This is a genomic window from Mycolicibacterium parafortuitum (assembly GCF_010725485.1).
GTDB lineage: Bacteria > Actinomycetota > Actinomycetes > Mycobacteriales > Mycobacteriaceae > Mycobacterium.
Genome location: NZ_AP022598.1, coordinates 4,367,308 through 4,391,614 on the forward strand (window position 1 = coordinate 4,367,308; position 24,307 = coordinate 4,391,614).

Here is a 24,307-nt window from a genome sequence, read left to right on the forward strand (position 1 = left end):
CGGGGAGACCGATGGAGAGTAACGATCGCGCATTTCCGCTGACGCGCGCACAACTGGACATCTGGCTCGAGCAGGAAATGGGCCACTTCGGCGCGGAGTGGCAGTTCGGGCTGATGGTGCGGATCGAGGGGCCGGTCGAGATCGACGCGCTCCAGTGGGCGATCACCCGGGTCATCCAGGAAGCCGAACCGGTCAGGGTGGCGATCTTCGAAGACGACGGTCGCGTCCTGCAGAAGGTGGTCGACCATCCGGACGTCGAACTCGAGTACCACGATCTCAGCGCGTCGCCGGACCCGGACCTCGCGGCTCGCGAACTGGCGCTGACGATGCAACGCACCCAGTTGCCGTTCGACGGCCCGCTGTTCAGGTTCGCGCTGCTGGAAACGGGATTCGACGAGTACTACCTGTTCGGCTGCTTCCACCACATCGTGACCGACGGCGCCGGCCTCGGCCTGATCGGGAACCGGATCGCCACCGTCTATTCGGCGATCGTCGCCGGTGAACCCGTCCCAGCCGCATTCTTCGGCACTCTGGCCGACCTCGTGGACTGTGAGGCCGAATACGAGTCATCCAGCGACTACCGCGCCGACGAGGCGTACTGGTCGGCCCATCTGCCGTCGGCCGGCCAACCCGGCCAGCTGTCCGAGGCCCGCACCGACGCTGACCCGAATGTGCTGTCCACCCCGGTCCAGTTGGACCCCAACGTGATTCGTCGGACCCAGGAACTGGCCGACAGGTGGGACATGCCACGCGCCTCGGTGCTGACCGCCGCGTGCGCGCTGATGATCCCCGGGCGCGGCGCCGCCGACTCCGAGGTCGTACTCGACTTCCCGGTGAGCCGGCGGGTGCGCCCGGAGTCGAAGACCCTCCCCGGCATGGTGGCCGGTGTGGCGCCCCTGGTGTTGACGGTCTCGGCGGCGGCGTCGGTCACCGAGTTCTGTGCGCACACCGCCGCACAGATCCGTGACGCGCTGGCGCACCAGCGTTTTCCGGTACATGCCCTGGAGCGCAAGTCCGGCGGCGCCGACCAGCGATCGAGCCGGGTGGTACTCGACTTCCTTCCGCACGCGTTCTCGCTGGACTTCGGCGGAGTCGCCGCGTCGGCGTCGATGACGAACTCCGGCTTCGTCGGCGGCTTCGGCATGATCTTCTCCGGCACCGGCGACGACGTCTTTCTCAGCACGCTGGGAGCGGGCGAACTATTCCCGGACTCCGACATCGCCGGGCTCGCGCGCCGGTTGGAGCGGGTGCTGATCGCGATGGCCGCCGATCCGGAGCGGCCTCTGTCGTCCATCGACGTCCTCGACGAGTCCGAGCGCACCCGGCTGCAGCAATGGGGCAACCGCGCCGCACTGATCCGCCCCGCCGCGGATCCCACCTCGATCGCCGAACTGTTCGAGGCCCAAGTCACCCGCACGCCCGACGCCGTCGCGGTCACTTTCGACGGATCGTCGCTGACCTATCGCGAACTCGATCAGCGCGCCGGGCATGTCGCCCGGGTGCTGGCCGGTCGCGGGGTGGCCCCCGGGCAACGCGTCGGGCTGTTGATACCGCGTTCGCTCGACGCGGTCGTCGCGATGCTGGCCGTCGTGAAGACCGGGGCGGCCTACGTGCCGATCGATCCGGCGGTCCCGGCTGCCCGTCGCGAGTACGTGCTCGAGGACTCCGCACCCGCGGCCGTGCTCACCACCGCCGAACTCGCCGATCAGCTGACCGGACAACAGGTTCTCGTGCTCGACATCGCGGCCGTCACGAACGATCCGGCCGGCATCCCGGATGTCGTGCTGCCGCAACCACACCCGGACGACACCGCCTACCTGATCTACACCTCCGGCACCACCGGGAAGCCGAAGGGCGTGGCGATCCCACACCGCAACGTGAGCCGTCTGCTGGCCACCCTCGACGCGGACATGGGCCTGGCCGGGCATGTCTGGTCGCAGTGCCACTCGCTGGCCTTCGACTTCTCCGTCTGGGAGATCTGGGGAGCCCTGCTGTTCGGTGGCCGCGTGGTCGTCGTGCCCGACACGGTGGTGCGCTCGCCGGAGGACCTGCACGCGCTGCTCGTGGCCGAACGGGTCACCGTGCTCAGCCAGACCCCGTCCGCGTTCTACGCGCTGCAGGCCGCCGATGCGCTGGCGCCCGACGTCGGTCGCGAACTCGCGCTTGAGGCCGTGGTGTTCGGCGGCGAGGCGCTCGAACCGCACCGGCTCACGTCGTGGTTGGAGGCGCATCCGGATTCGCCGCGGCTGATCAACATGTACGGCATCACCGAGACAACGGTGCATGCGTCGTTCCGGGAGATCTTCGCCGGCGATGTCGCGGGCTCCGTGAGTCCGATCGGCGTGCCGCTGGCACATCTGGGCTTCTTCGTGCTCGATGGTTGGCTGCAGCCGGTGCCGCCCGGGGTGGTCGGGGAGCTCTATGTCGCCGGTGCCGGCCTGGCCGACGGCTATGTCGGCCGCGCCGGGCTGAGCGCGACGCGGTTCGTCGCGTGTCCGTTCGGGGCGCCCGGGGAGCGGATGTACCGCACCGGCGACCTGATGTGCTGGGGTGCCGACGGCGAACTGCGTTACATGGGCCGCTCCGATCTGCAGGTCAAGATCCGCGGGCACCGCATCGAACTCGGCGAGGTCCAAGCCGCGCTGGCCGCGCTCGACGGGGTCGGGCAGGCCGAGGTGATCGCGCGCGAGGACCGGCCAGGTGACAAACGGCTCGTCGGGTACGTCACGAGTTCGTCAGCCGCGTCCTCGGTGGCCCTCGATCCGGCGGACCTGCGTGCCCAGCTGGCGGAGCGGCTGCCCGCCTACATGGTGCCCGCCGCCGTCGTGGTGATCGACGCCATCCCGCTGACCGTCAACGGCAAGCTCGACACCCGCGCGCTGCCCGCCCCCGAGTACCGCGACACCGAGCGCTACCAGGCCCCGGCCGATGCCGTCGAGGAGATCCTGGCAGGCATCTACGCCCAGGTGCTCGGTCTCCAGCAGGTCGGCGTGGACGAGTCGTTCTTCGAGTTGGGCGGCGACAGCATCCTGTCGATGCAGGTGGTCGCCCGCGCGCGGGCCGCGGGCGTATTGTGCCGTCCGCGTGACGTTTTCGCCGAACAGACCGTCGCCCGGCTCGCCCGGGTGGCCCGGGTGGTCGACAGCGGCGCCGAAACGATCGACGACGGTGTCGGCCCTGTCCTGGCCACGCCGATCATGCGCTGGCTGGCGCAGTCCCCGGGCCCGGTCGACCAGTTCAACCAGACCGTCGTGGTCCAGGCGCCCGCCGGCGTCACCGAAGCCGACGTCGCGGTGCTGCTTCAGGCGTTGCAGCACCGGCACCCGATGCTGCGGCTGCAGGCCACCGGCGGCGACGGCCAGTGGACCCTCGAGGTGCCTGAGGCCGGTGCGGCGCAGGGGCATTCATGCCTGACCACGGTCGAGGCGCTGACCGCCGACGCGGTCGATGCCGCTCGGGCGCAGCTCGATCCGGCCGCCGGACGGATGATCAGCGCTCTGTGGGTGCCCACCACCGGGCAGCTCGCCGTGATCGCCCACCATCTGGTGGTAGACGGCGTGTCGTGGCGAATCCTGTTGGAGGACCTGAACCTCGCCTGGACCCAACATCGATCCGGGCAGCAGGTGGCACTACCGGAACCCGGTACGTCGTTCGCGCGGTGGGCCGAGCTGCTCGCCGAGTACGCGCACCGGCCCGATGTGGTCGCCGAGGCCGGTATGTGGCGCCGGATCGCCGCCGTTCCGGCAGAACTTCCGCCGCCGGACCGAGATTCGGACACCTACGCCACCGCGGGCACGCTGTCGGCCGAACTGGACGCCGACACGACAGCCATGCTGCTCGGCGAGGTTCCGTCGGCATTCCACACCGGGGTCAACGACATCCTGCTGATCGCGTTCGGCCTGGCCTACGCCGAGTTCTTCGGCGCACTGGGCGCGGTACCGGCACCGGTGTGCATCGACGTCGAGGGCCACGGTCGGGATGAGGAACTCGGCGGCGACGGCGCCGAACCCGACGACGCGGTCGACCTGTCGCGTACGGTCGGCTGGTTCACCGCGAAGTACCCGGTCGCGATGGAACTGGGCGGGCTGAGCTGGCCCGAGGTGGTCGGCGGTGACGCGCGGCTGGGTGCCGCGGTCAAGGCCGCGAAGGAACAGCTGCGTAGCATCCCCGACGGGCTGACCTACGGGGTGCTGCGTTACCTGAATCCCGACGTCGACCTGGACGCCGCGGATCCGCCCGTCGCATTCAACTACCTTGGCCGCCAAGGCGCCTCGGGCCGTCACGACGTCGGTGACGAATGGCGGATCCAGCAGGACGGCTGGGCGGTCACCGAGGCGGCGGCGGCGATACCGATGCCACTGCCGCACACCCTGGAGCTCAATGCCGCGACCGTCGACACCGGTGACGGGCCGCGGCTGCGCGCGGGCTGGACGTGGGCGGCCTCGGTGCTCAACCAGGCCCAGGTGGGCCGGTTGAACCAGCTGTGGTTCGACGCCCTGGCCGGGATCTGCGCGCACGTGCGCGGTGGCGGAGGCGGTCTGACACCGTCGGACATCGCGGTCGGCCTGACCCAGGCGCAGATCGACGAGCTTGCACGGCAATATGCGGATCGCTGACGTACTGCCCCTGACACCTTTGCAGCAGGGGCTGCTGTTCCTTGCCGGCACCGCCGAGACCGGCGACGACGTCTACGCCGTCCAGCTGTACATCACGCTGCGCGGCCCGCTCGACCGCGAACGGTTGCGTGACGCGGTGCAGTCCGTCGCGATCCGGCACCCCAACCTGGCAGCGAGGTTCTCGCAGAAGTTCGCCGAACCCGTCCAGATCATCCCGGCCGATCCCGACGTGCCTTGGCAGTTCGTCGATCTCGCCGAGACCGACGCGCGAGACAGGGACGCGCGGATCGACCGGCTGTGCACCGAGGAGCGGATCGCGGTGTGCGATCTGGCCGACGAGCCGGTGTTCCGCGCCGCGCTGATCCGCACCGCGCCCGACGAGCACCGTTTCGTGCTGACCAACCATCACATCGTGCTCGACGGCTGGTCATTGCCGATCTTGTTGGGGGAGTTGTTCGCCGGCTACTACGGCAGGCGACTGCCTCCCGCGGTGCCCTACCGGCGGTTCGTCGGCTGGCTGGCCGGCCGCGACCTCGACGCGGCCCGCGCGGCCTGGGCCCGGGTGCTGTCCGGATTCGAGACACCGACGCTGGTCGGCCCCCCGGGACAGGTTCAGCAGGGGCCGCGTGAGGTGGCCACGTTCGAGGCCTCCGAACAGCTCACCGCGGCCCTGGGCGAGCTGGCCCGGTCGTGTCACACCACCGTCAGCACGGTGCTGCAGGGTGCGTGGGCACGGGTGCTCGTCGCGCTGACCGGTTGCGCCGATGTCGCATTCGGCACCACCGTGTCCGGACGTCCCGACGAGATCTTCGGCGCGGACGCCATCGTCGGGTTGTTGATCAACACGGTTCCGGTGCGGGCCACTGTCACCGCGTCGACCACGACCGCCGATCTGCTGAACCAACTGCAGGACGCGTACACGGCCACCCTCGACCATCAGCATCTGGCGCTCAACGAGATTCACCGGCTCACCGGCCAGGACCACCTGTTCGACACCTTCTTCGTCTACGAGAACTATCCCGTCGACGCCGCGACGCTGCCCAGCGACGACGGCCTGGCCGTCGCCGACTTCGCCCACCGCGAGTACAACCACTACCCGCTGGCGGTGCAGGCGCTGCCCGGAGAACGTCTGCGGCTTCGCGTCGAGTACGACACCGAGGTGTTCGGTGCGGCTGACGTCGCGACGGTGATGGACCGGCTGCTGCGGGTGCTGTCGGCGATGGCCACCGATCCTGCGCGGCCGCTGGCGACGGTCGACATCCTCGATGACACCGAACTGTCGCGTCTGGACCAGTGGAGTAACCGCGCCGCACTGACGTGCGGTACCGCCGACCCAGCGACGATTCCCGCGCTGTTCGCCGCCCAGGTGAGCCGTGTCCCGGACGCCCCGGCGCTGACGTGGGGTCAGCAGACGTGGACGTACCGGGAACTGGACGAACTCACGGAGCGTTTCGCCGGCGCGCTCGCGGGCAGAGGCATCGGCCCAGGGCAGCGGGTGGCGCTGCTGTTGCCCCGCTGCGCCGATGCGATCGTGTCGATTCTCGCGGTCCTGAAGACCGGTGCGGCGTACGTGCCGGTGGACCCCGCGGCGCCGGCGGCCCGGATGCAGCTCATCCTCGACGACGCGGAGCCGATCGCCGCGATCACCAACGCCGAGTTGGCCCCCCGGTTGGCCGACCGGGCGATGTTGATCGTCGATGCCGACGAGATCCATTCGCCGACAACGCAATCAGGTGAGATACCGGCCGGCCCGGCACCCGATGACATCGCGTACCTGATCTACACCTCGGGCACCACCGGCGTGCCGAAGGGGGTGGCCATCGTCCACGACAACGTGGCCCAGTTGCTCGGCGCGTTGGAGCCGCACCTCGACATGACCGGGCAGGTGTGGTCCCTGTGGCACTCGCTGGCGTTCGACGTGTCGGTGTGCGAGATGTGGGGAGCGCTCCTCTACGGCGGCCGGCTGGTCGTGGTGCCCGAGTCGGTGGCGCGGGTGCCCGAGGAGTTCCACGCGCTGCTGGCGGCCGAACAGGTCACCGTGCTCAGCCAGACCCCGTCGGGTTTCTACGCGCTGCAGACCGCCGACGCGCTGGCCCCCGACCTCGGCAGCCGGCTCGCCCTCGACGCGGTCATCTTCGCCGGCGAAGCCCTTGAGCCGCAACGGCTCCGGACCTGGCTGGAGCGCCATCCGGACAGACCGCGACTGCTGAACTTGTACGGCACCACCGAGACCACGGTGCACGCGTCGTTCCGCGAGATCTTCGCCGACGACGCCGAGGCCGATGTCAGCCCCGTCGGGGGACCGCTGAGCGACCTCGCGTTCTTCGTGCTGGATCAGTGGTTGAGGCCGGTGCCGGCCGGTGTGGTCGGCGAGTTGTACGTGGCAGGCCCACAGGCCGGCCTCGGGTATTGGCGCCGCTCGGGGTTGTCGTCCACGCGGTTCGTGGCGTGCCCGTTCGGCGAGCCCGGCGGACGGATGTATCGCACCGGGGACCTGGTGTGGTGGGGCGCCGACGGGCAGCTGCGCTATGTCGGCCGCGCCGACGAACAGGTCAAGATCCGCGGCTACCGGATCGAGATCGGTGAGGTGCGCGCAGTCCTGGCCGAGGTGGCGGGCGTCGAACAGGCCGTGGTGATCGCCCGCGAGGACCGGCCCGGGGACAAGCGTCTGGTCGGTTATGTCACGGGAGCGGCCGGCCCGCTCGATCCCGCCGCGGTGCGCGCCGCGGTGGCGCAGCGGCTGCCCGAGTACATGGTGCCGGCGGCGGTGATGGTGATCGACGAACTACCGTTGACCGTCAACGGCAAGCTCGACCGGCGGGCACTGCCTGCCCCGGAGTACCAGGGCGCCGACGGTTATCGCGCCCCTTCGACCGCGGTCGAGGAGATCCTGGCCGGCATCTACGCACGCGTGCTGGGCCTGGAACGGGTCGGGGTGGACGACTCGTTCTTCGACCTGGGCGGGGACTCGCTGTCGGCGATGCGGCTGATCGCGGCGGTCAATTCCGGTCTGAACGCCAATCTTTCGGTGCGCACGCTGTTCGAGGCGCCCGCGGTCGCCCAGCTTGCGCCGCGCATCGGCGGCGACACCGGCGGGCTCGCACCGTTGACCGCGGTCGAGGAGCGGCCCGCGGTGGTGCCGCTGTCGTTCTCGCAGAACCGGTTGTGGTTCCTCGATCAGTTGCAGGGGCCCTCGCCGACCTACAACATGCCGGTGGCACTGCGGCTGCACGGGCGGCTCGACGCCGACGTGCTCGGCGCAGCGCTGGCCGACGTGGTCGGCCGCCACGAGAGCCTGCGCACCCGGTTCGCCGCGCCGGACGGTGTGCCGCAGCAGGTGGTCGTCCCGACCGAGGACGCCGATTTCGGTTGGCAGATCGTCGATGCAGCCGGCTGGTCGGAACCCGACCTGGACAAGGCCGTCAACGACGTCGCCCAGCATCCGTTCGACCTCGCCACGGAGATCCCGATGCAGGCGCGGTTGTTCCGGATCAGCGACGACGACCACGTGGTGGTCGCCGTCGCCCATCACATCGCCGCCGACGGCCTCTCGGTCGGCCCGCTGGTGCACGACCTCGGGGTGGCCTACCTGTGCCGGCTGGCGGGACTGCCGCCGATGTGGTCGGCGCTGCCGGTGCAGTACGTCGACTACACGCTGTGGCAGCGCGCGCAGTTCGGCGCGTTGGAGGACGAGCACAGCCTGATCGCCCGGCAGCTCGCCTATTGGCAGGACGCGCTGGCCGGGGTCCCCGAACGGCTGCAACTGCCCACCGACCGTCCCTATCCGCCGGTCGCGGATCAGCAAGGCGCCAGCATCTCGTTCCGCTGGCCGACCGATGTCCAGGAACGCATCGCCAAGGTCGCTCGCGAGCACCACGCGACGAGCTTCATGCTGGTGCAGGCGGCGCTGGCCGTGCTGTTGTCCAAGCTCAGCGCGAGTCCCGATGTCGCGGTGGGCTTCCCGATCGGCGGCCGCCGGGACCCGGCACTCGACGAGCTCGTCGGCTTCTTCGTCAACACGCTCGTGCTGCGCGTCGACCTGACCGGCGATCCGACCGTCGCCGAGGTGCTGGCCCAGGTCCGGCAGCGATCGCTGGCCGCCTACGAGCACCAGGACGTGCCCTTCGAGGTGGTCGTCGACCGGCTCAGCCCCAGCCGTTCGCTGACCCACCACCCACTGGTGCAGGTCATGCTGGACTGGCGCAACCTGCCCGCCGAAGCCAGCGACCAGATCGTGATGGCGCTGGGAGACCTGCAGATCACCCAGATTCCGCTCGACACCGGAACCGCCAGGGTGGATCTGGCGTTCTCGTTGAACGAGCGGTGGACCAAGACCGGTGAACCGGTCGGTATCGGCGGTGCAGTCGAATTCCGCACCGACGTGTTCGACACCGCAAGCATCGAAGGACTCGTCGACCGATTGTTGCGGGTCATCGAGGCGATGACCGCCGATCCCGCGCAACGGCTTTCGACGGTGTCGGTGCTCAGCGACGACGAGCGTGAACACCTGGACACCATCGGCAACCGCGAGGTGCTGACCGCGCCGGCGCCCGTCCCGAGGTCGATCCCGCAGCTGTTCGGGGCCATCGCCGCCGCGACCCCGGACGCGATCGCGGTCAGCGACGGCGATCGCCACATGACCTACCGCGAACTCGAGGACTCCGCCGACCGGTTCGCCCGCCTGCTGGTCGGTCGCGGGGTCCGCCAGGGCGGTTGTGTGGCACTGCTACTGGAGCGCTCGGCCGATGCGGTGGTCGCGATGCTGGCGGTGCTCAAGACCGGTGCCGCCTACCTCGCGATCGACCCGGCGCTGCCGGATTCCCGGATCGGGTTCATGATCGGCGACGCCGCCCCCGGCGCGGTCGTCACCGACGCGGCGCTGGAACCCCGGATCCGCGACTACGCCCTGACGGTCGTCCAGATCGACGAGACCGTCGCCGGCGATCCGGCGACGGTGCTGCCGGTGCCGCATCCCGACGACATCGCCTATCTGATCTACACCTCGGGCACCACCGGAACGCCGAAGGGCGTCGCGCTGGCGCACCGAAACCTGGCTCACCTCGCCGACTCCCCGCCCGAAGGGCTACCCGCCCAACAGGTGTGGACGCAGTGCCATTCGTATGCGTTCGACTTCTCGGTCTGGGAGATCTGGGCCGCGCTGCTCGGCGGTGCGCGGCTGGTGGTCGTCCCGGACACGGTGGTGCGCTCGCCCGAGGACTTCCACGCGCTGCTGGTCGACGAGCAGGTCAACGTGCTCACCCAGACCCCGTCCGCGGTCGCGGCGTTGCGGCCCGACGGACTGGATTCGGTGGCCCTACTGCTCGGCGGTGAGGCCTGCCCGCCGGAAGTGGTGGAGCAATGGGCCCCTGGGCGGGTGGTGATCAACGCCTACGGCCCCACCGAGGCGACGGTGTACGCGTCGATGAGCGCACCGCTGCGCGCCGGCGCCGACGTGCCGATCGGTTCGCCGCCGCCGACGGTCGCACTGTTCGTCCTCGACGAGCGCCTCGGCCTGGTCCCCGAAGGCGTGGTGGGGGAGCTGTACGTGGCCGGCCGCGGTGTCGGAGTGGGCTATCTGGGTCGCACCGGGCTGACGGCGTCGCGGTTCGTGGCATGTCCGTTCGGGCAGGCCGGGGCACGCATGTACCGCACCGGTGATCTCGTGCGCTGGCGCGCCGACGGTCAGCTGGAGTACGTCGGACGTGCCGACGAGCAGGTCAAGATCCGCGGCTACCGGATCGAGCCCGGTGAGATCCAGGCCGTGCTGGCCGGACTCGACGGTGTCGAGCACGCGGTGGTGGTCGCACGCGAGGACCGGCCCGGCGATCCCCGGTTGGTCGGCTACATCACCGGAACCGCGGCACCCGCGGCGGTGCGTACCGCGCTGACCGAACGCCTGCCCGCCTACATGGTCCCGGCCGCGGTGGTGGCACTGGACGCACTGCCGCTCACCGTCAGCGGCAAGCTCGACCGGCGGGCCCTGCCCGCGCCGGACTACCAGGACGCCGACAACTACCGGGCACCGGGCACCGTGACCGAGGAGATGCTTGCGGGCATCTTCGCCGAGGTGCTGGGTGTGGAGCGGGTCGGGGTGGACGACTCGTTCTTCGATCTCGGCGGCGATTCACTGTCGTCGATGCGCCTGGTCGCCGCGGTCAACGCGACGATGGGCGCATCGCTGGCGGTGCGCACGGTGTTCGAAGCACCCTCGGTGGCCCAGCTGGCCACCCGGCTCGGCGGCGCGGCGAACCAACTCGAACCGCTGACGCCGCAACAGCGCCCGGAGATCATCCCGCTGTCCTTCGCGCAGAGCCGCCTGTGGTTCATCGACCAGTTGCAGGGCCCGTCGCCGGTGTACAACCTCGCGGTGGCCCTGCGGTTGCGGGGTCATCTCGACGCCGCCCTGCTCGGTGCGGCGCTCGCCGATGTGGTCGACCGCCACGAGAGCCTGCGCACGTTGTTCGAGGCGCCCGACGGCATTCCACGGCAGGTGGTGCTCGACAGCGAGTGTGCCGACTTCGGCTGGCGGGTGGTCGACGCCACCGGCTGGCCGGCCGACCGGCTGGAGCAGGCGGTCGAGGAGAGCGCACGCCGGACGTTCGACCTGTCCGCCGAGATCCCGTTGCGCTCCGAACTGTTCCGCGTCGCCGATGACGAACATGTCTGGGTCGCGGTGGTCCACCACATCGCTGCCGACGGATGGTCGATCAGCCCGCTGGTGTCCGATCTCGGCACCGCCTACTCCGCGCGGTGCGCGGGACACGCGCCGCGCTGGTCCGATCTGCCGGTGCAGTACGTCGACTACACGCTGTGGCAGCGCACGCAGTTCGGCGAACTCGCCGACGGCGAGAGCAGGATCGCTGCGCAGCTGGACTACTGGCAGCGAACACTCGCGGACCTGCCCGAGCGGCTGGCATTGCCGACCGATCGGCCCTACCCGCAGGTGGCCGACCAGCGCGGCGCGACGGTTTCCGTGGACTGGCCCGCCGACCTGCAGCGGCAGGTGGCCCGGGTGGCCAGGGAGCGCGGCGCCACCAGCTTCATGGTCATGCAGGCCGCGTTGGCGGTGCTGCTGTCCAAGCTCAGCGCGACGTCCGATGTGGCGGTGGGCTTCCCGATCGCCGGCCGGCGTGATCCGGCGCTCGACGGGCTGGTCGGATTCTTCATCAACACCCTGGTGTTGCGCCTCGACCTGGCCGGAGACCCCAGCGTCGCCGAGGTGCTCGACCAGGTGCGCACCCGCTCGTTGGCTTCCTACGAGAACCAGGACGTGCCGTTCGAGGTCGTGGTCGACCGGCTCAACCCGACCCGGTCGCTGACCCATCACCCGCTGGTCCAGGTCATGCTGGCCTGGCAGAATCTGCCCGCCGGCACCACCGACCCGGCAACCGCCGGTCTGTCGCTCGGCGAGCTGGAGGTCAGCCAACTGCCGATCGACACCGGCGCCGCACGGATGGACCTGTCGTTCTCGCTGGCCGAAAGATTCTCCACCGCAGGGGAACCCGCGGGCGTCGGCGGGTTCGTCGAGTTCCGGACCGACGTCTTCGATGCGTCGACCATCGAGACGCTGATCGACCGGCTGCGCCGGGTGCTGGACACGATGACCGCCGATCCGGCGTCGCGGTTGTCCTCGATCGACGTGCTCGACGACGACGAGCACGCCCGGCTGGACCGGTGGGGCAACCGGGCTGCGCTGACGGCGCCGACGGCTCCCGCGCCGTCCATCCCGGCATCGTTCGCCGCGCAGGTCGACCGCACGCCCGATGCGGTCGCGATCCGGTGCGGAAACCGGTCGTGGACCTATCGCGAGCTCGACGACGCGTCGAACCGGTTGGCGCACCAGCTGATCGAGCGAGGAGTGCGGACCGGGCAGCGGGTCGCGCTGCTGATGCCGCGCACGGCCGAAGCGGTGCTCGCGATCCTGGCGATCGTGAAAACCGGAGCGGCCTACGTGCCGATCGATCCGGCGGTACCGGCGGCGCGCCGGGAGTTCGTGCTCACCGACTCCGCCCCGGTGGCCGCGGTCACCACCACCGCGCTGGCAGGCGAACTCGCCGGCCGCGACCTCACGGTCGTCACCTACGACGATCCCGCGCTCGCCCGACAGTCCGGTGCCGCGCTCGCCGCGCCGGACGCCGACCAGGTCGCCTACATCATCTACACCTCGGGCACGACCGGCACGCCGAAGGGCGTGGCGATCCCGCACCGCAACGTGACACGTCTGCTCCAGACGCTCGACGCCGATATGGGGCTCGCCGATTCGGTGTGGACGCAGTGTCATTCGCTGGCGTTCGACTACTCGGTGTGGGAGATCTGGGGCCCGCTGCTCTACGGCGGCCGGGTCGTCGTGGTGCCCGACCCGGTGGTCAAGTCCCCCGAGGACCTGCACACGCTACTGGCCGCCGAGCAGGTGACGGTGTTGAGCCAGACCCCGTCGGCGTTCTACGCACTGCAGGCCGCCGACGCGTTGCAGCCCGAGGTCCAGCTGGCCCTGCAGGCCGTGGTGTTCGGTGGGGAAGCGCTTGAGCCGCAACGCCTCACGTCGTGGGTGGAGGCGCATCCGGATTCCCCGCGCCTGATCAACATGTACGGCATCACCGAGACGACCGTGCACGCGTCGTTCCGGGAGATCTTCGCCGGCGACGTCACCAGCATCGTCAGCCCGATCGGGGTGCCGCTGGCTCACCTCGGGTTCTTCGTCCTCGACGAGGCTCTGCGACCGGTGGCCCCCGGCGTGGTCGGCGAACTCTACGTCGCCGGTGCGGGCCTCGCCTACGGCTACTTCGGTAGGGCCGGCCTGAGCGCCACCCGGTTCGTCGCGTGCCCGTTCGGGGCGCCCGGGGACCGGATGTACCGCACCGGAGACGTGATGTGCTGGGGGCCCGACGGCGAGTTGCGCTACCTGGGCCGCGCCGACGAGCAGGTCAAGATCCGCGGATACCGCATCGAACTCGGCGAGGTGCAGGCCGCGCTGGCCGCCCTGGACGGCGTCGGCCAGGCGGAGGTGATCGCGCGCGAGGACCGCCCCGGCGACAAGCGGCTGGTCGGCTACGTCACCGGCGCCTCGGCCGTCCTGGATCCGGTCGGGCTGCGCGCCGCGTTGTCCGATCGCCTGCCGGAGTACATGATCCCGGCGGCGATCGTGGTGGTGGACGCGATGCCGTTGACGGTCAACGGCAAGCTGGACAAGCGCGCGCTACCCGCGCCGGAGTATCAGGACGTCGACTCCTACCGTGCCCCCGCCGACGCCGTCGAAGAGATCCTGGCCGACATCTACGCCCAGGTGCTCGGGTTGGCCCGGGTCGGCGTCGACGAGTCGTTCTTCGAGCTCGGTGGAGACAGCATCCTGTCGATGCAGGTGGTCGCCCGTGCCCGGGCGGCCGGTGTGTTGTGCCGTCCGCGTGACGTTTTCGTCGAACAGACCGTCGCCCGGCTGGCGCGGGTGGCGCGGGTCGCCACCGGTGGCGACGCCGCCGTCGACGAGGGCGTCGGAACCTTCGCCGCGACCCCGATCATCCACTGGCTGCGCCAGGTGCAGGGCCCCGTCGACCAGTTCAACCAGACGGTGGTGGTGCAGGCTCCGGTCGGCGCCACCGAAGCCGATGTGGTGCTGGTGTTGCAGGCCGTGCTGGATCGCCACGCGATGCTGCGGTTGCGGGTCACCGACGGTGACGAAACCGACCGCCGTGATTGGACATTGGAAGTGCCCGACGCAGGCACGGTCGACGCGCACGACTGCCTGCACTCGGTCGACGAGCTGTCCGACGATGCCGTCGTCGCGGCCCGATCGCGCCTCGATCCGGCGGCGGGGCGGATGCTCAGCGCGCTGTGGGTACCGGGCACCGGAACCCTGGTGATCATCGCGCACCACCTCGTCGTCGACGGGGTGTCGTGGCGCATCCTGCTGGAGGACGTCAACCTGGCCTGGGCGCAGATCCGCGGCGGCCAGCCGATCGAGCTGCCCGCACCCGGCACCTCCTTCGCGCGCTGGGCCTCGGTGCTCGCCGACCTCGCCCATCACCCCGACGTCGTCGCGACGGCACAGGCATGGCAACAGATCACGGCGGTGCCGCCGCGGCTGCCCGCAGTGCAGCCTGAGCTCGACACCTACGCCAATGCGGGCAGCCTCACCGTCGAGATGGACAGCGAGACGACCCGTCTGCTGTTGGGGGAGGTGCCCGCGGCCTTCCACGCCGGCATCAACGACATCCTGCTGATCGCGTTCGGGTTGGCGCTGGCGGAGTTCTCGGGGAGTCTCGGTGACCCCTGCGCCGCGCCGATCGTGATCGACGCCGAAGGGCATGGCAGGCAGGAGGATCTCGTCGGCGACGGTGCCGGCGACTCAGTCGACCTGTCGCGAACGGTGGGATGGTTCACCACCAAGTACCCGGTGTCGCTGGCCGTCGGTGGCGGTCTGACGTGGGAGCAGGTGCGGTCCGGCCACCGCGACCTCGGCCGGGTCATCAAGGACGCCAAGGAGCAGCTGCGCACCCTGCCCGACGGGATCACCTACGGGCTCCTGCGCTATCTGAACGACGGCGTCGATCTCGATGGCGCGGACCCGCCGATCGGGTTCAACTACCTGGGCCGGATCGGTGCCGGCGCCGGCGAGGTGTCAGGCGACATCTGGGAGATCAGGCAGGACGGCTGGACCGTGACCGGTGCGGCCGCGGCGATCCCGATGCCGTTGATGCACACGGTGGAGCTCAATGCCGGGACCGTCGACACCGAACACGGACCGCGGCTGCGCGCCGGTTGGTCGTGGGCGCTCTCGGCGCTCGACCACGGCCACGTGAACCGGTTGAGCGAGCTGTGGTTCGACGCGCTGGCCGGCATCTGCGCTCACGTGCGCGAGGGCGGTGGCGGCCTGACGCCGTCGGACATCCTGCCCGCCAAGCTGTCCCAGGCGCAGATCGACGAGGTGTGCCCGCCGCGTCAGGTGGCCGACATCCTGCCGCTGACGCCGCTGCAGCAGGGTCTGTTGTTCCACGCCGGCGTCGCGCACGGGTGCGGCGACGACGTGTACGCCGTGCAGCTGGACGTGACGCTGACCGGCCGCCTCGACCCACACCGGCTGCGCGACGCGGTGCAGCTCGCGGTGCAGCGACACCCGAACCTGGTGGCCCGGTTCTGCGGAAGGTTCGCCGAGCCCGTCGCGCTCATCCCGGCGGATCCCGAAACACCATGGACGTACCTGGATCTGCGCGACCGCAGCACCGGCTCGGAGTCCGACAGGGACGCCGAGCTCGTGCGGGTCTACGCTTCCGAACGCGCCGCGGTCTGCGATCTGACCGCCCATCCACCGTTCCGTGCCGCGCTGATCCGCACCGCGAACGACGAGCACCGGTTCGTGCTGACCAACCATCACATCGTGCTCGACGGGTGGTCGCTGCCGGTGCTGCTCGGCGAGATCTTCGCCAGCTACTACGGGCAGTGGCTGCCCGCCGCGGTGCCGTTCCGTCGCTTCGTCGGGTGGCTGGCCGAGCGCGACGTGGCCGCCGCCCGTGCCGCGTGGTCCGAGCAGCTCAGCGGTATCGGTGCGCCCACCCTGGTGGGCCCGCCCCGGCTGGCCGCGGCAGGCCCGCGTGAGGTTGTCGCACAACGGCTTTCCGAGCCCACCAGCCGCGCGCTGGAGGAGCTCGCCCGGACCCACCACACCACCGTCAGCACGGTGCTGCAGGCGGCCTGGGCGCAACTGCTGGTCTGGCTGACCGGACAGCAGGACGTGGCGTTCGGCGCGGTCGTGTCGGGCCGGCCCGACGACCTCGTCGGTGCGGATTCGATGGTGGGCCTGTTCATCAACACGGTCCCGGTGCGGGCGGCGATGACCTCGACGACCACCACCGCCGATCTTCTCGACCAGCTTCGCAACGCGCGCAACCGCACGCTGGAGCACGAACACTTCGCGCTGCACGAGATCCACCGCGAGACCGGGCACAAGCAGCTGTTCGACACCGTCTTCGTTTACGAGAACTACCCGACCGACGCCGCGAAACTCTCGGGGGACGACGGGCTGGCCGTGACCGACCTGTTCAACCGCGACTACTACCACTATCCGCTGGCCGTTCAGGCGGTCCCGGGCCCCGAACTGGATCTGCGCATCCAGTACCGCGCCGATGTGTTCGACGATGACCGCATCGGGGCGTTGATCGAGCAGTTCAAGCGGATCGTGGTCGCGATGATCACCGATGCGAGCGCACCGCTGATGTCGGCCGAACTGCTCGACGGAGCCGGATCGCGAACCGCCCATGGCGCGGTCGGCAACGGGACTCCGGTGAGCCGTCGCGCTCCGGAGCCCGGCGTGGAACAGGTGCTGGCCGGGGTGTTCAGGGAGGTGCTCGGCGTCGATCAGGTTGCGGCCGAGGAATCCTTCTTCGACCTCGGCGGTGACTCGCTGTCCGCGATGCGGGCGGTGGCGGGCGTCAATGCGACGCTGGGCACCGAGCTGCCGGTCACGGTGCTGTTCGACGCGCCGACCGTCGCCGCGTTGGGCCGGGTCGTGAACTCAGCGGGCTGAAAAGCTCACCACACGCATGGAACGAGGCGGTAGCGCACCTTCTGGGTGTAGTCGCGGTATCCGGTGAGTTCCTGCGCGAGCAGGGTCTCCTCGTCGCGAATACGGGAGGCCAGCACGAGTAGGCCGGGGATGACGAAGACCAGCGCCCAGTAGGAGCCGAGCGCCAACGGGATGCCGACGAGCATGATCGTGTTGGCGGTGTACATCGGATGCCGGACCAGGCCGTACAGCCCGGTGGACACGACGTTCTGGCCCGACTCCACCTGAACGGTCGTCGACGCGTAGTGGTTCTGGGTGATGACAAGGACCACCGCACCGATGCCGATCGCGACCAGCACCGCGCCGACCACGCACAGCGCGGCCGGCATCGCCGACCAGCCGAACCGGCGGTCCAGGCCGCTGACCACACACATCGCCCCGAGCGACAGGTACAGCCCCGCCATCACCAGCTTCTGCACCGGTCGGCCCTCGGCGACCGGACCACCGCGCATCCGTCGTTGCAGCGCATCGGGATTCGTCACCTGCAGGTACACGCTGGGGAGCACCGCCGACAGTACGAAAACCGTCAGGAACAGCCACGCCTGCCAATAGTCGACGGTGCCCGCGGGAACGAACACCAGAAGGCCGAGCGCGACCGCCTGGAACAGCCCGGACAGCAACACCTTAGAGAGGGCTTTCATCGTTCTCCTGCGTCGGTGCGAGCTTGTCGCACAACAGTTCCGCCAGGCCCCGGATCGTGCCGACGGCAAGGTCACTGGAGGCCAGCCGGATACCGGTCTCGGCCTCCAGTCGGGTGCGGAGCTCGAGGGCACCCAGCGAGTCCACACCGTACTCGGCCAGCGGCCGATCGGGGTCGACATTGCGGCGCAGCACGAGGCTGATCTGTTCGGCGATCAGCTTCCTCAGTCGTGCGGGCCACTCCTGCGGTGCGGCGTCGCCGAGAACGGCACGCAATTTGTCGGTGCCGGAGCCGTTGTCCGTGGCGCGGAACGCCTCGGCGAACGGGGAGCGCTGCGTCTGCCCCGCCGGCCACGACGTCCCGGAGACGGGCACATAGCCGCTGTAGGTGCGGTCATGGCGCAGCAGCATCTCGAATGCGTACGCACCCTCGTCGGGGGTGATGTCGGCGCCGGACGGCTCGGTCCCGCGGCCGATCCGATCCCACGCACCCCACGCGATGACCGTTGCCGGTTGCCCCTGGGCGCGGCGCCACCGTCCGAATGCGTCGAGCCAACTGTTCGCCGCGGCGTACGCGGCACGCCCGGGTGCGCCGATCAGCGCCGCCGCCGAGGAGAACATGCAGAACCAGTCCAGCGGTTGCCCGGCGGTGGCCGTGTGAAGATTCCACGCACCGTAGACCTTCGGCGCCCAGTCCTGCTCGATCACGTCGTCGGTGAGTTTGGCGACGGTCACCTCCGCGGCCGTGGCCGCCGCATGCAGAACGCCGCGCACCGGCAGGCCCGTCGCCGTCGCGGTCTCGACCAGCCGCGCGGCGGTGGCCGGGTCGGCGATGTCGCCGCAGTGCACCACGACGTCGCCGCCCATCACCCTGATCATCTCGATGGTCTCGAGCGCCTTGAGTGTGGGCTGCGAGCGCGAGGTCAGCACGATGCGTCCGCAGCCGGCGTCGGTCATCTTCTCGGCGAGGAACAACCCGAGGTCGCTGAGCCCGCCGGTGATGAGGTAGGCGCCGTCGGCGCGGAACACCGGGGCGTGCGCCGGCGGGGTCACCGCTTCGCTGTGTCCGGTGCGCGGCACCTCCAGGATGAGCTTGCCGGTGTGCCGCGCGGCGCCCATCTCGCGGATCGCCGCGGCGGCCTCGGCCAGCGGATAGTCCGTGTGCTGCGCTGGCGGCAGGTCACCGTCGGCGACCAGCCGGTACACGGTCCGCAGCAGGTCCCCGGCGCGCTGCGGATGATGCAGCGACATCAGCGCCAGGTCGACATAGGAGAACGTCAGGTTGCGCCGGAACGGGAACAGGTCGACCTGGGTGTTGCCGTAGACGTCGCGTTTGCCGATCTCGACGAACCGGCCACCGACGGCCAACAGCTCGATGCCCGCGCGCTGGGCGGCGCCGGTCAGTGAGTTGAGCACGATGTCGACGCCGTAACCGTCGGTGTCCTGCCGGATCTGTTCGGCGAAGTCGACGCTGCGGGAATCGTAGACGTGCTCGATTCCCATGCCGCGCAGCAGGTTCCGGCGCTCCTCGCTACCCGCCGTGGCGAAGATCTCGGCACCGGCGGCGCGGGCGATCGCGATCGCCGCCTGACCGACCCCCCCGGTGGCGGAGTGGATCAGGACCTTGTCGGCCGCGGTGATCCTCGCCTGGTCGTGCAGGCTGTGCCACGCGGTCGCGGTCGCCGTCGCCACGGCCACCGCCTGGTGGTCGGAAAGGCCGGTCGGCAGCGGCACCGCCAGGCGCGCGTCGCATGAGACGAAGGTGCCCCAGCACCCGCTGGGGGAGAAGCCGCCGACCCGGTCGCCGACGCGATGCTCGGTCACACCCGAGCCCACCGAGGTCACCACCCCGGCGAAATCCATTCCCAGCTCCGGCATCTCGCCGTCTATGCCGGGGAATCGACCCATCGCCACCAGAACGTCGGCGAAGTTGATCCCCGACGCGTGCACGGCGACTTCGATCTGCCCGGGTCCCGGCGGGATCCGCTGGCAGGAAACCAGTTCCAGGGTTTCGAGATCGCCGGGCGTGCGGATCTGCAGTCGCATCCCGTCGGTGTCGTGGTGGGCGACGGTCGTCTGGCGTTCATCGGGGCGCAGCGGCGCCGGCCGCAGCCGGGCGGTGTACCACGCACCGGCGCGCCACGCCGTCTCGTCCTCGTCGGACTCGCCGAGCAGCTGCGTGGCCACCAGATCGGTCCCGGTGGCCCCGTCCACATCGATCTGGCTGACCCGCAGGTGCGGGTACTCGGCGCCGATCACCCGCACCAGACCGCGCAGCGCGCCCTGCTCGAGATTCGGTACGTCCTCGGGCAGCACCGGCTGCGCGTCCCGGGTGACCACGACGAGGTGGGGGAGCCGCCCTTCGCACCTGGGGACCTCCCGGGCGATACGCACCAGGTGCTGGGCATACTCCAGCGCCGCCGACGGACACCGCGCGACGTCACCACCGGTTGTCGGGCCGGCCACGATCACCACACCGGCGAGCTGCCGATCGCGCAGGTGTCTGGCGAGCTCCGCGGCGTTCGCGACGTGGTCGGCCTGCGCCGGCCAGCACATCGTGGTGCACTGGGCGGCGCGGTTTTTCAGCGAGTCCGCCAATGCCGCGGCCGTCACGTCGGCGGTGGCGCTGGTGCTGACCAGCAGCCAGGCGCCGGTGGCGTCCGTGGTGTCGATGGGGTCGGGCAGCGTCCGCCGCTGCCAGTCGATGCCCATCAGCCGTTCGTCGAGGATCCGGTCGCGGCGGGTGCTGTCGGCGGCACCGGTGTCGAAGGTGAGCCCATGCACGCTGAGCAGCACGGCGCCGTCACGGTCGAGCACGTCGAGGTCGGCCCGTACGCCGTCGCCGTCCACCTTGGTGACCCGGGTATAGCAGTAGCGGGCGGCGCGTGCCGAACCGTGCAGGCGCAGCCGCTGGACGCCGACGGGCCGGCCCAGCACCTCGTCGCCGAGGGTATCGACGTGCGGGCTGGCCGCGACCGATTGGAAGCACGCCTCCAGTAGCGCCGGATGGATACCGAAAGCGGCCTGCTGTGAACGGATCTGGTCCGAAGCGGTGAGTTCGGCCAGTACCGAACCCGCGGCGTCGCGGCCGACGTGGACGGTGCCGAGTCCGGCATTCGCCTCGGCGCCGTCGGCCGGTTCCGGATGTGCGGCCAGCAGTGCGGACACGTCGTAGCCGGGCGGCGCCACCGCCTCGACGACGCGCAGCACCGCGGTGGCGTGACGTACGTGGTAGCCGTCGTGGCCGGATTCGGCGACGAAGCCGGCGACGCCGGGAGCGGACAGGGTGGTCGACGCCCCGACCGTCGTGTGGTCGTCCAGCGGAAGCGGCCGGATCAGCTCGAGGTCACTGACCTCGGCGGCCTCCCCGAGCGCGACACGCGCCGCGGTGAGTGCCATTTCGCAATAGGCCGCTGCCGGCAGCACCGCGGCCCCGTGGACGCGGTACTCCGCGAGCCAGGGTTGCGCCGATGTGCCCACCTCGGCCTGCCAGACGTATCGCTGCGGTTGCTGCGTGAGACGCACGTGCGGGCCGAGAAGCGGATGCGCGGCAACGCTGTACCCGCCGACGGTGGCGTCCTGCTCACCGTCGCCGCCGAGTCGCAGCATCCGGTGTGTCCACGTCGGCAGCGGGACGTCCACCAGCGCACCGGACGGATAGGGCACGGCGAAATCCACTGCGGCGCCGGCACTGTGCAGCGCAGCGAGAAACCCGGCGGGCCCGGTGTCGCCGGGACCGGCCAGGGTGGCCAGCGGTACCTCCAGGCTGCGGGCGGTCTCCATGAGGGCGTCGGCGAGCAGCTGCTGGGGGGCGAGCTCGGCGAAGACCCGGTAGCCGTCCTCCATCGCGGCGCGCACCGCGGCGGCGAACCGCACCGTGCGGCGAAGGGCCTGCACCCAGTAGCGGCCGTCGCATCTGGGCTGTTCGCGGGGATCGAATCCGGTGGCCGAATAGAAGGGCAGGACTGGAGTGCGCGGTTCGATGTCGGCGAGCGCGGCGGTGAGTTCCTTGACGATGGGATCGAGTTGCGGGGAGTTGGCCGCCACGTCCACGGGGATCTCCCGGACCGCGACCCCGCGGTCCGCCCACTCGGCGACCATCTCCTGCACGCGGGTGCGGGCACCGGCGATCACGGTGGTCTGGGGCGCGGCCACCACGGCGATCGCCGCGTCCTTGGCAGAACGCATCGTGAGCTCGGAAAGTACCTGTTTGGCAGGCAGTTCCACAGCCGCCACGGCGCCGGAACCGGCGACCGTCGCCATCATCCGGGCGCTGCGGCAGACCACGCGTACCCCGTCCTCAAGGGAGAGCGCCCCGGCCACCACCGCCGCGGCGATCTCACCGGTCGAATGACCGATGACCGCACCGGGTACCGCGCCGAGTTCCGCGAGCAGGGCGGCCACCGCGACCTGGATGGTGAACACCGCCGGCTGCATGCGGTCGTAACCGGCGGATCCGTCGCGCCCGGTGATGACCGCGGTGACGGAGAAGCCGGACTCCGCCGCCACGAGCGGCTCGATCCGGGCCACGGTGGCTGCGAAAACCGGTTCGGCGGTAAGGAGTTCGGCACCCATCCGAGACCATTGCGCGTCCTGCCCGGAGAACACCCACACCGGTCCGCGGTCGTCGCCGCCGACCGCAGGCCGGAAGTCGTCGTGGCCCTCGGCGATCCCGCGCAGCGCGTTGATCAGCTCGGTGCGGTCGCCTGCACACACGGCGGTGCGCACCGGGCGGTGCGCACGGCGGCGCGCGAGGGTGTATCCGAGGTCCGGCAGCGCCGCCTGCTCATGGGCCTCGATCCAGTCGGCGAGACGCCCCGCCGTCCGGCGCAGCTCCGTGGCCGACGTGGACGAGAGCGGGAACACCAGAGGTGTCCGGGCATCCGCCGGGGAGGGTGCGGCCGGATCCGGCTCGGGGGACTGTTCGAGGATGGCGTGGACGTTGGTCCCCGACGTGCCGTACGAGGAGACCGCCGCGCGGCGCGGGTGTTCGGTACCCGGCCATTCGCAAAGTTGTTGCGGCACGAACAGATTGGTCTCGATCCTGGCCACGGCATCCGGCAGCCGGGTGAAGTGCAGGTTCTGGGGTACCGCGGCGTGCTGCAGCGCGAGGACCGCCTTCATCAAACCGAGCAGTCCGGACGCCGACTGCGCGTGACCGACATTGGTCTTCACCGACCCCAGCGCGCACGGGCCTGCGGTGCCGTACACCTCGGCCAGACCCGCGTACTCGATCGGATCGCCGTCCGGGGTGCCGGGACCGTGCGCCTCAACCATTCCGATCGTGTCCGCGGCGACGTCGGCGGTCTCGAGCGCGGCACGGTACAGCGCGGTCTGTGCAAGAGCGGACGGAGTCGCGCGGTCGTCGGGGGTGCCGTCGTGGTTGACGGCCGTTCCGCGGATCACCGCCAGGATCCGGTCGCCGTCGCGTTGGGCGTCGGGCAGGCGTTTGAGCACCACCACCGCGACGGCCTCGCCGGGAACGTAGCCGTCGGCGTCGACGTCGAAGGCATGGCAGCGCCCGGTCGGGGACAGGGCGCTCTGCGCGGTGCCCGCGACGAACTTGCGGGGTTCGAGCATCACGAACGCTCCGCCGGCGAACGCCAACGCACTCTCGCCGTCGTTGAGGCTGCGGCACGCCATGTGCACGGCGGTGAGCCCGGACGAACATGCGGTGTCCAGTGTCAGCGCCGGTCCACGCACTCCGAGGGCGCGGGCGATGCGCCCGGAAGCCATCGCGAGGGTGTTGCCGTCGAAGCCGTGCGGGCCCGCCATCGCCTCGGAGTCGGCGTTGACGAGTTGGTAGTCGATGTGGCTGAGTCCGACGAACACCCCGGTCGGTGAATCCGCCAGGGCGGCGGGCCGCAGCCCCGCGTGCTCCATCGCCTCCCACGAGGTCTCCAGCAGCAGGCGGTGCTGAGGATCGAGGGCCGAGGCCGCATCGTCGTCGATGCCGAAGAACTCGGAGTCGAATCCGTAGATGTCGTCGAGGAAGGCGCCCCATTTGGTCGCGGTGCGGCCCGGCACCCCCGGCTCGGGGTGGTAGTACTCATCGGCATCCCAGCGTTCCCGCGGGACGTCGGTGACGAGGTCGTCGCCTCGCAGCAACGCCTCCCAGAGCTTTTCTGGGGAGTCGATGCCAGCGGGTAACCGGCAGGACATGCCGATGACGGCGACCGGGGTGAACGGGCTCCTGGTCATCGCGGGGGGAGGATTCGGCGCACCGGGCGATTTGCCCGTTCCTGCATCGCGTCGAATGTAGCCATTTCGTCTCCTCACAAGAGCGACTGCGGCGTTTCGCTGTCGATCCCTGCTCTGGGCCCCCCGACCCAGAGCAGGGATCAATTGACGCAGACGTAGGTTACACGCTCTCTTCGGCGTTGATCACTCGCTCGGCGGTTGTTGCGACCCGGACCCGAGATTCAGCAAGCTTGCCGCACCCGAGGGTCAGGCAACTTCTGTTTTCGAATATGCAGCATTGACGCCTACGGTAATT

The 24,307-nt window shown here is 70.3% G+C and carries 4 protein-coding genes; 2 read left to right on the forward strand and 2 right to left on the reverse strand.

The genetic code is table 11. From position 1 onward, the window contains the following. Window positions 1–11: 11 nt before the first annotated feature. Window positions 12–4,616 (forward strand): non-ribosomal peptide synthetase, encoded by a 4,605-nt coding sequence (locus tag NTM_RS29135; protein WP_170311989.1) that lies wholly within the window; start codon window positions 12–14, stop codon window positions 4,614–4,616. Then, on the forward strand, window positions 4,603–17,133 hold the full coding sequence (locus tag NTM_RS29020; protein ID WP_435405103.1) for a non-ribosomal peptide synthetase: 12,531 nt from the start codon (window positions 4,603–4,605) through the stop codon (window positions 17,131–17,133). Before NTM_RS29135 ends, NTM_RS29020 begins: the two co-directional genes overlap by 14 nt. A gap of 5 nt (window positions 17,134–17,138) precedes the next feature. On the opposite strand, the gene NTM_RS20700 is transcribed toward NTM_RS29020, so the two are convergent. Together NTM_RS20700 and pks2 are read right to left on the reverse strand one after the other, a co-directional pair. Further along, window positions 17,139–17,813, reverse strand: coding sequence for a methyltransferase family protein (locus tag NTM_RS20700; RefSeq protein ID WP_104861139.1), 675 nt, complete (start codon window positions 17,811–17,813; stop codon window positions 17,139–17,141). Continuing rightward, window positions 17,797–24,012 (reverse strand): sulfolipid-1 biosynthesis phthioceranic/hydroxyphthioceranic acid synthase, encoded by a 6,216-nt coding sequence (gene pks2, locus NTM_RS20705; protein ID WP_163767455.1) that lies wholly within the window; start codon window positions 24,010–24,012, stop codon window positions 17,797–17,799. Before pks2 ends, NTM_RS20700 begins: the two co-directional genes overlap by 17 nt. Window positions 24,013–24,307 lie beyond the last annotated feature (295 nt).